The organism is Salinisphaera sp. T5B8 (assembly GCF_040361255.1).
GTDB lineage: Bacteria > Pseudomonadota > Gammaproteobacteria > Nevskiales > Salinisphaeraceae > Salinisphaera.
Genome location: NZ_APNG01000050.1, coordinates 1 through 1,310, shown reverse-complemented (window position 1 = coordinate 1,310; position 1,310 = coordinate 1). Strand labels below are relative to the sequence as shown.

Sequence of the window (1,310 nt, the reverse complement as noted above, 5' to 3'; positions counted from 1 at the left end):
TGAATCGCCCCGGGAATGCCGGAGGCTCGTGGGTTTGAGTCATGCCGCCTCGGCAGACTCGGTGAGTGTGGCATAGAAGTGTTTTTCCGCCTCGGCCGGCGGGATGTCGCCGATCGGTCCCAGCAGGCGCTGCTGATTGAACCAGTCGACCCAGTCCAGGGTGGCGAACTCGACGGCTTGCAGATTCGGCCACGGGCCGCGATGGCGGATCACTTCGGTCTTGAACAGCCCAATGACGGTTTCGGCCAGCGCGTTATCGTACGAGTTGCCGACCCGTCCGACCGACGGCGTGATGCCGATTTCGGCGAGCCGCTCGCTGTATCGAATCGACAGATATTGCACGCCGCGGTCGGTATGTTGAATCAGGCCCTGGGCCGGCTGCCGGTCATGGATGGCCTGCTCGAGGGCATCGAGTACAAGGCCCGTGTTCGGCGCCCCCGACGTACGCCAGCCGACGATGCGGCGGGCAAACACGTCGATCACGAAGGCGACGTAGACAAAGCCGCGCCAGGTGGCCACGTACGTGAAATCCGCCACCCAGAGCCGGTTGGGCGCGTCGGCGGTGAAATCGCGCCGGACATGATCGTTCGGGGCGGCCTGGCGCGGATCCGAATGCGTGGTGCGCGGCGCGCGCCCGCGCACCACCCCGCGCAGGCCCATATCCCGCATCAGCCGCTCGACGGTGCAGCGGGCCACGGACCAGCGTTGCCGATGCAACTCACGCCAGACCTTGCGCGCGCCATACACACACCGGTTGTCATGCCAGACTTGGTCGATCGCCTCGGACACGGCGGTGTCGCGCTGGGCGCGTACCGAACGCCGCGTGGCATCGGCCTGCTGGGTCTTGGCGTCGTAATAGGTCGACGGTGCGATCGGCACTATCCGGCAGATCGGCTCGACACCGTAAACCCGACGATGGTCGTCGATGAAATCGACCATCACTTGCCTCGGCGGTCGAGCTCCGCCTGGGCAAAATACGCAGAGGCCTTGCGCAGGATCTCATTGGCGCGCTTCAACTCGCGGTTCTCGCGCTCAAGCGCTTTGACGCGCTCACGTTCTTCTGTGGTCTGGCCATCGCGCAGCCCGCGATCACGCTCGGCCTGGCGTACCCAGTTACACAGCGTCTGAGCGGTGCATCCGAACTTGCCCGCAATCGAGCCGATCGCCGCCCACTGCGAGGCGTACTCGCCCTGATGATCGAAGACCATCCGAACCGCACGCTGGCGAACTTCCGGGGAATAACGTTTGCTTGCTTTCATGGCTCCAGTCTCTCAAGAGTTGGAGCCTCCGACGAACCCGGGGCGATTCAG

1 protein-coding gene and 1 other annotated feature are annotated in these 1,310 nt (G+C 64.7%); the gene reads right to left on the bottom strand.

The genetic code is table 11. The annotated features are described in order from the left end of the window. Window positions 1–39: 39 nt before the first annotated feature. Window positions 40–1,259, bottom strand: a protein-coding gene (locus T5B8_RS19930) for an IS3 family transposase (protein WP_353181004.1) whose coding sequence is annotated in 2 segments (ribosomal slippage) — window positions 40–974 and window positions 974–1,259 — 1,221 coding nt in all. Because the reading frame shifts where the segments join, the coding sequence is not laid out codon by codon here. Continuing rightward, window positions 865–981 (bottom strand) — a sequence feature (AL1L pseudoknot). It overlaps the preceding gene by 117 nt. Window positions 1,260–1,310: the final 51 nt, after the last annotated feature.